Below are 6182 nucleotides of genomic sequence, written 5' to 3' on the forward strand. Positions count from 1 at the left end.
GCGCAATTCGGCGGGCACCGGCCCGCAAGCAGGCCAGGGAGCGACTCGTGCTGATCCCCCACGACACCAGATTTGCCCTTGACATGGTGGTCGATCTGGTGAACACCGCACCGGAGGGCGACCAGAGCGACGGGCTCGCCGACGTCGTCGCACTGGACGCGTTCGTCCGCGGGCACCGCATCAGCGATGTGGGAGAGCTGGGGCAGCGGGACCTCCGGGCGGTGCAGGGCGTACGGGCCAGGTTCGCCGAGATCTTCGCGGCGTCCGAGAGCCGGGTGGCGGCCGAGCTGCTCAACGATCTGGTGGCGGCGGCGGGCACCACCCCGCAGCTGACCGACCACGACGGCTACGACTGGCATGTGCACTATTTCGCGCCCGGCGCCTCCGTCGCCGACCACCTCGCCGCCGACGGCGGGATGGCGCTCGCCTTCATCGTGGTCGCCGGTGAGCAGGAACGGCTGCGGCGCTGCGAGGCGCCGGACTGCGGGCGTGCCTTCGTCGACCTGTCGCGCAACCGCTCACGGCGCTACTGCGACAGCCGCACCTGCGGCAACAGACTGCATGTCGCCGCGTACCGCGCGCGGCGCAAGGAGGCGGCGGGCTGATCGTGGGGAGCGGGCGCTTACCGTCCGCCGGGCCGTCCGCCGGGCCGTCCGGCGCGGGGCCGCTCACAGCAGGAACAGGTCGTGCAGAGCGGCCATGAGCAACAGCACGCCGATCACCGTCAGGAAGATCATGAGGGGCGGCTGGGAGAGCGCGAACAGACATCCTCGCGGCTCTTTCGTCGGTGCGGGGGCCTCGCCCCGGGAGGTATCGAGCATCTCGGGGTGATGATGACGCAGGGCGCCCCCCGGTGATCGACCAACACGCTTCGGGGTGGCGGGAGTTCATCCCATTCCGCACCGGCCTCCGGGCGGGTGCGCGCGGTCACTCCGGCGCTCCCGGAGCGGCGTGCGCCCGGCGCGCGTACCCCTCGCCCGGCGGCTCCGGCGCCCACCGGCGCCCCGTCCGGGCGGTCCACTCCATGACCTGTTTTCGCCCACTGCCCATGCCGTCCAACGCCACCGGGGATACGCGGGCTCCGCCGCCCCCCACGATCGCCGGCGGAGCCGGTACCGCCGACGGGGTCCCCGGGGCGGGTGGGGCCTGAGGCGCGGGAACCGGCCGGTGCCGGGCCGGGCTGGCGCCGGGCCGGCGCTGGGGTCAGATCCCGTGCTTCTTCAGGATGGCCTCGATATCGCTGAAATCCTCCCCCGCGCCGGCGGACTGCTTGGACTGCTTGGGCTGGGACGCGGGCCGGGCCGCCGGGGCGGCGGTGCCGGTCAGCGAGGGGGTGGAGGCCGTGGGCGCCAGCGCGTCGCGCTGGGCGGCCTTGGCGGCCTTCCGGTCCTTGCGCCCGAGGCCCTTGCGGCGCTCGACCGCGCGGGTGGTCATAAAGAGCAGCCAGGAGCCGCCGAGAAGACCGAAACCGGCCCAAGCGGTGGGGCTGAAGGCGGTGTCGACCGCCCACTCCACGGCGCCGGTCAGCACCAGACCCAGCGGGACCAGGGCATACGCGGCTATCCGGGTGGCGGCGAGGAAACGCTTGCGGTACGCCGTGATCGCGGCGATGCCCAGGCCCGCCGCGGACACCGCGGAACAAATGGTCTCGGCAATCATCCGGTCCTCCAGGCTTCGGCGGGCATGAGCGGTTACGTCCCTTCCATCCTGCACCGACCGGTGCCGCCGGGGCCACGGTCCCGCAGGACTTCAGGGAGATCTCCGGGACGGGATCATCCCCAGGTCCCGGTCACCACCGGGGGCAGCGGACCGGATACCGGCCAGGTCCGGCGGACCGCATCCCCGTCACCACCGGGCCGGTGGGCCAGATCGGGGGCGGTGGCCGGGGGCTGGAACACTGGGCCCATGAGCGATTCCCCCGACCGCACCGCAGTCCTCGACGTCTGGTGCGACCTCCAGTGCCCCGACTGCCGCACGGCCCTCGACGATGTGCGCGCCCTGCGTGAGCGGTACGGCGACCGGATGGACATCCGGCTCCGGCACTTCCCCCTGGAGAAGCACCGGCACGCCTACGCCGCCGCCCAGGCCGCCGAGGAGGCCGCCGCGCAGGGGAAGGGCCGGGAGTACTACGAGGCGGTGCTCACCCGGGTCAGGGAGCTGACTGGCCAGGGCGAGCCGTTCCTCGTGGAGACCGCCCGTGAACTGGGCCTGGACCCCGACGAGTTCGACAGCGCCCTGATCGACGGCCGGCACCTCCTGATCGTGGACGCGGACCACGCGGAGGGCAAGGCACTGGGGGTGACCGGCACTCCGACGTACATCATCGGCGGTGAGCGCCTCGACGGCGGCAAGAGCCAGCAGGGACTGCGGGCCAGGATCGAGGAGATCGCCGACCGGCTCCTCAAGGACTGAGACCCGACGGGCGCCCGCGACCGCGCCGCCCGGGGGCCGGGTCCGGCACCTCCGCCGGAGCCGGGGGCCGGACGCCGGGCGCCGGGTCCGGCGCATCCCGCCCGGCGCGCGGATGCCCTCCGGGCGGACGGCGCTGCTTTCACGACACTCCCTACTCCCTAGAGCAGCGTTTTGGCGAAGTGGACGACCGTCGTCCGGTAGCCGAGCGACTCGCAGAGCCGCAGCAGCGGGGTCTCGCGCGGGCGGACACGCACACCGATCAGCGGTGTCCCGGCGTCCAGCGCACAGCGCTCGGCGAGCAGCATCAGGGAACGCCCATGACCCTGGCCGCGCCGCTCCTCGGTGACCTCGATGTCGTGGACGAAGGCTTCGGGTTCGCCGGGGCGGATCTCGCGCCGCCCGAGGTGGAGGTGACCGACGACGGTGCCCTCATGGCGGAGTACCTCAAGACGGGCACCCGGGGTGGCGAGGCCGTCGGGCAGCAGGGCGGCCCGTTCGGCCTCGGCGCGGGCGCGGGCATCGGCGGGCGGGAGACCGTGCCCGGCCCGGCTCCTGGCGCGTCTCTCCAGCCCCGCCGTCCACCAGTGCCGGAACTCGGACTCGGTCATCGGCCCGGCCGTGACTCCCCCGGGCAGCTCGGGCGGCGGCGTAACGAGTGGTTTGGCCAGGTCCCGGCCGCGTTCGGTGTAGCCGAGGGCGGTGGTGAGCCGGGTGGCCGCGACGGCCTCCGGCGGTACGGACACCTGGACCCGGGTGCAGCGCCAGCCGCGCAGCACTTCCTCGGCGGCGAGGGCGGCGACGGTGCCCCGGCCGCGGCCCCGGTCGGCCTCGTCGATCCGCAGGGAGCGGACGGTGCCGCCCCGGGGGCCGGCGCCTTCGCCCGAAGCCGAAGGGAGGGTGGCGATCTCGATCGTGCCGACGGGGCGGCTGTTGACGCATACCTCGTACGTGCGTGACTGCGCGCCGTCCGCCTCGTGCTGCAGCGGCCCGGTCGGCCGCAGGGTGGTGGTCATCAGGGGTGTTGTACCTGCTCCGGGGCCGCGCGACACCCCGGTTCCCGTACGGAGGCCGGGGTTCGCTCCGGGCGATGCCCGGCTTGGACACTGTTGGCCCGTTTCGTACGGTGCGTTCCGTCCGCCGGACGACTCACCCCTCAGGGGTCACCCGAGCGTGGGGTCGGGGTCGGCCGCCGCGCGCTCGTCGAAGACCCGCATGGCCTTGGCGGTGACCGGTCCTGGAGCCTCCGTGAGCTGCCGGCCGTCGATCCGGTGCACCGCCTGGACATCGCGGAGGCTGGAGGTCAGGAAGATCTCCTCGGCCCGTTCCAGTGCGTCGAAGGGCAGATCGGTCTCCCTGGCCCCGGCCCACCGCACGGTCAGCGCGCGGGTGATGCCCGCGAGGCAGCCGGACGAGACCGGCGGGGTGTGGAGTTCGCCGTCGATGACCAGGAAGACATTGGAGCCGGTGCCCTCGCAGAGCCGTCCGACGGTGTTGGCGAGGAGCGCCTCGGACGCCCCTTCCCGGGCCGCCCTGCCGAGCGCGACGACATTCTCCGCGTACGAGGTCGTCTTCAGCCCGGCCAGCGCGCCGCGTTCGTTGCGGGTCCAGGGGACGGTGATCACGGCGGTGGTGTCGGGCCGGCGCCGGGCCTCGCCGAGCGCGACGACCAGGGTGGGGCCCGCGGTGCCCCGGTCGGAGCCGAGCGGTGCGACGCCCGCCGTGTAGGTGATGCGCAGCCGGCCGCGTTCCATCGGATTCGCCTCCAGTACGGCGGCGCAGGCGCGGCGGACCGCGTCGTGGTCCGGCTCGGGCAGCCCGAGGCCGTGCGCCGAGCGGGTCAGCCGTTCGAGGTGGAGGGTGAGTGCGAAGGGCTGTCCGCCGACGGCCTTGACCGTCTCGAAGATGCCGTCGCCGACGGTGATGCCGTGGTCGAGCACCGACACCCGGGCGTCGTCGGCGTCCCGCAGTCCATCGTTGACCCAGAGCTTCATCCCGCTGATCCTTCCGCTTGGCCCATACGCCCCCCGCCGTACGTCTGCGACGCTATCGCGAGCAGCCGGGCGGCCTTGAGTTCGGTCTCGTCCCACTCGCGCTCGGGGTCCGAGCCCCAGGTGATGCCCGCGCCGGTACCGAAGCGCAGCACGGCGCCCGAGGCGGGGGTCCGGTCGATCCAGAAGGTGCGTATCCCGACGGCCAGCTCTCCGGTCCCCCGGTCGGCGTCGACCCAGCCGACGCCTCCGCAGTACGGTCCCCGGGGCGCCGTCTCCAGCGTCTCGATGATCCTCAGTGCGCTGATCTTGGGCGCTCCGGTCACCGAGCCGGGCGGGAAGGTCGCGTCGAGCAGCTGCCGCCACCCGTCCTTGGGGCCGAGTTCGCCGCGTACGGTCGAGACGAGATGGACAAGACCCGGGTGGACTTCGACCGCGCAGAGCGCCGGGACGGTCACGGTGCCGGTGGCGCAGACCCGCCCGAGGTCGTTGCGGACGAGGTCGACGATCATCACATTCTCCGCGTGGTCCTTCTCCAGCAGATCGTCCGGGGTGCGCCCGGTGCCCTTGATCGGCCCGGATTCGACCGTTCCGTCCGTACGCCGCAGATACAGCTCGGGCGAGGCGGTGGCGATCTCGACGCCGTGGCCGGGGAGGCGAATCGTTCCGGCGTAGGGGGCGGGGTTGCCGCGTGCCAGGAGTGCGGTGAGCGCGTCGACATCGGCGGCGGCCGGATCGGGCAGCGGGGCGGACAGCACCCGGCAGAGATTGGCCTGGTACACCTCGCCGGCCGCGATGTACTCACGGATCCGGCGTACGCCCGCGGTGTAGCCGGCCCGGTCCAGCGATGACGTCCACGCGTCCGATGCGGGACCCCGCCAGCGCCCGGGGGCGGGGCGCGGCACCGGCTCCGTACGGACGTCACCGAAGCGGGCGCAGGTCAGAGCGCCCTCGAAGTCGGCGGCGACGGCCCAGAAGCCCGCCGAGTCGAGGGCTTCGGGGTCGCTGGTGACATCCCGGAGGTCGGTGGCGACAATGCGCCCGAAGCGGGCCAGGGGAACGAGGTCCTGCACGTCTCCGAGTCTATGACCGGCGGGGTTGGGCCGTCGGTCATAGACGGATCGGGGCATTGCGGGGCGAACACACCTCAGCACGCTGCGGAAACGTGTTTTTGTGCTGGCTCAGTAATCCGCTAGAGTTCAACACGTCACCGGGCCGCGCAGAGCGGGCCGGGAATGACAAGCGGACGTGGCTCAGTTGGTAGAGCATCACCTTGCCAAGGTGAGGGTCGCGAGTTCGAATCTCGTCGTCCGCTCGATGTGGGGGATCTTCCCGAGCCCCCGCGCTCCGGGTGGAGTGGCCGAGAGGCGAGGCAACGGCCTGCAAAGCCGTCTACACGGGTTCAAATCCCGTCTCCACCTCCAAGGACGATTAGCTCAGCGGGAGAGCGCTTCCCTGACACGGAAGAGGTCACTGGTTCAATCCCAGTATCGTCCACTGGATCCAGCAGGATTCTCCGCGCGATTAGCTCAGCGGGAGAGCGCTTCCCTGACACGGAAGAGGTCACTGGTTCAATCCCAGTATCGCGCACGCACACACCGGCACCACCCGCACAAGCACCACACGCATCACACGCACCGGCCGCATGACTTCTGTGTGGCGGGTCGTCCCGCGCGATTAGCTCAGCGGGAGAGCGCTTCCCTGACACGGAAGAGGTCACTGGTTCAATCCCAGTATCGCGCACCGGCAAGAACCCCCGGCCGTTTCCACGGCCGGGGGTTC

Annotated in this window: 7 protein-coding genes and 5 tRNA genes; 7 read left to right on the forward strand and 5 right to left on the reverse strand. The window is 72.2% G+C overall.

Translation table 11 applies throughout. The features are described from left to right. Positions 1-47 precede the first annotated feature (47 nt). The gene (locus ACWF94_RS30170) at positions 48-605 is read left to right on the forward strand and encodes a CGNR zinc finger domain-containing protein (protein WP_453495486.1); all 558 of its coding nucleotides are present in this window, start codon (positions 48-50) and stop codon (positions 603-605) included. 63 nt (positions 606-668) lie between these two features. Here the strand turns inward: ACWF94_RS30170 and ACWF94_RS30175 are convergent, their stop codons facing one another. Together ACWF94_RS30175 and ACWF94_RS30180 are read right to left on the reverse strand one after the other, a co-directional pair. Then, on the reverse strand, positions 669-821 hold the full coding sequence (locus tag ACWF94_RS30175) for a hypothetical protein (protein ID WP_453495468.1): 153 nt from the start codon (positions 819-821) through the stop codon (positions 669-671). A 382-nt stretch (positions 822-1203) separates the two neighbouring features. After that, positions 1204-1659, reverse strand: a complete 456-nt coding sequence (locus ACWF94_RS30180) for a hypothetical protein (RefSeq protein ID WP_453495471.1) — start codon at positions 1657-1659, stop codon at positions 1204-1206. Positions 1660-1905: 246 nt separating this feature from the next. Between ACWF94_RS30180 and ACWF94_RS30185 the strand changes: the two genes are divergently transcribed. Then, positions 1906-2412: a DsbA family protein gene (locus tag ACWF94_RS30185; protein WP_453495474.1), complete on the forward strand. Its 507-nt coding sequence runs from the start codon at positions 1906-1908 to the stop codon at positions 2410-2412. Positions 2413-2570: 158 nt separating this feature from the next. Here ACWF94_RS30185 and ACWF94_RS30190 read toward each other — a convergent pair whose 3' ends face one another. The 3 genes from ACWF94_RS30190 to ACWF94_RS30200 form a co-directional block, all read right to left on the reverse strand. Then, positions 2571-3425, reverse strand: a complete 855-nt coding sequence (locus ACWF94_RS30190) for a GNAT family N-acetyltransferase (protein ID WP_453495477.1) — start codon at positions 3423-3425, stop codon at positions 2571-2573. 147 nt (positions 3426-3572) lie between these two features. After that, positions 3573-4403: an aminotransferase class IV gene (locus ACWF94_RS30195; protein ID WP_453495480.1), complete on the reverse strand. Its 831-nt coding sequence runs from the start codon at positions 4401-4403 to the stop codon at positions 3573-3575. After that, positions 4400-5473, reverse strand: a complete 1074-nt coding sequence (locus ACWF94_RS30200; protein WP_453495483.1) for a chorismate-binding protein — start codon at positions 5471-5473, stop codon at positions 4400-4402. Before ACWF94_RS30200 ends, ACWF94_RS30195 begins: the two co-directional genes overlap by 4 nt. A gap of 169 nt (positions 5474-5642) precedes the next feature. On the opposite strand from ACWF94_RS30200, the gene ACWF94_RS30205 reads away from it, so the two are divergent. The 5 genes from ACWF94_RS30205 to ACWF94_RS30225 all read left to right on the forward strand — a co-directional run bounded on the left by ACWF94_RS30205 (position 5643) and on the right by ACWF94_RS30225 (position 6143). After that, a tRNA-Gly gene (locus ACWF94_RS30205) sits at positions 5643-5715 on the forward strand. A 35-nt stretch (positions 5716-5750) separates the two neighbouring features. After that, positions 5751-5824 (forward strand) — tRNA-Cys (locus ACWF94_RS30210). A 1-nt stretch (position 5825) separates the two neighbouring features. Next, positions 5826-5897 (forward strand) — tRNA-Val (locus ACWF94_RS30215). A gap of 21 nt (positions 5898-5918) precedes the next feature. After that, positions 5919-5990 (forward strand) — tRNA-Val (locus ACWF94_RS30220). A gap of 81 nt (positions 5991-6071) precedes the next feature. Further along, positions 6072-6143 (forward strand) — tRNA-Val (locus ACWF94_RS30225). The last annotated feature ends 39 nt before the right edge of the window (positions 6144-6182 follow it).

Source organism: Streptomyces sp. NPDC055078 (assembly GCF_053607985.1).

What these genes read in the sequence shown, in the direction of transcription:
- ACWF94_RS30185 (WP_453495474.1), top strand. Translation starts at nt 1,906, where the DNA reads ATGAGCGATTCCCCCGACCGCACCGCAGTCCTCGACGTCTGGTGCGAC.
- ACWF94_RS30180 (WP_453495471.1), bottom strand. Translation starts at nt 1,659, where the DNA reads ATGATTGCCGAGACCATTTGTTCCGCGGTGTCCGCGGCGGGCCTGGGC.
- ACWF94_RS30195 (WP_453495480.1), bottom strand. Translation starts at nt 4,403, where the DNA reads ATGAAGCTCTGGGTCAACGATGGACTGCGGGACGCCGACGACGCCCGG.
- ACWF94_RS30190 (WP_453495477.1), bottom strand. Translation starts at nt 3,425, where the DNA reads ATGACCACCACCCTGCGGCCGACCGGGCCGCTGCAGCACGAGGCGGAC.
- ACWF94_RS30175 (WP_453495468.1), bottom strand. Translation starts at nt 821, where the DNA reads ATGCTCGATACCTCCCGGGGCGAGGCCCCCGCACCGACGAAAGAGCCG.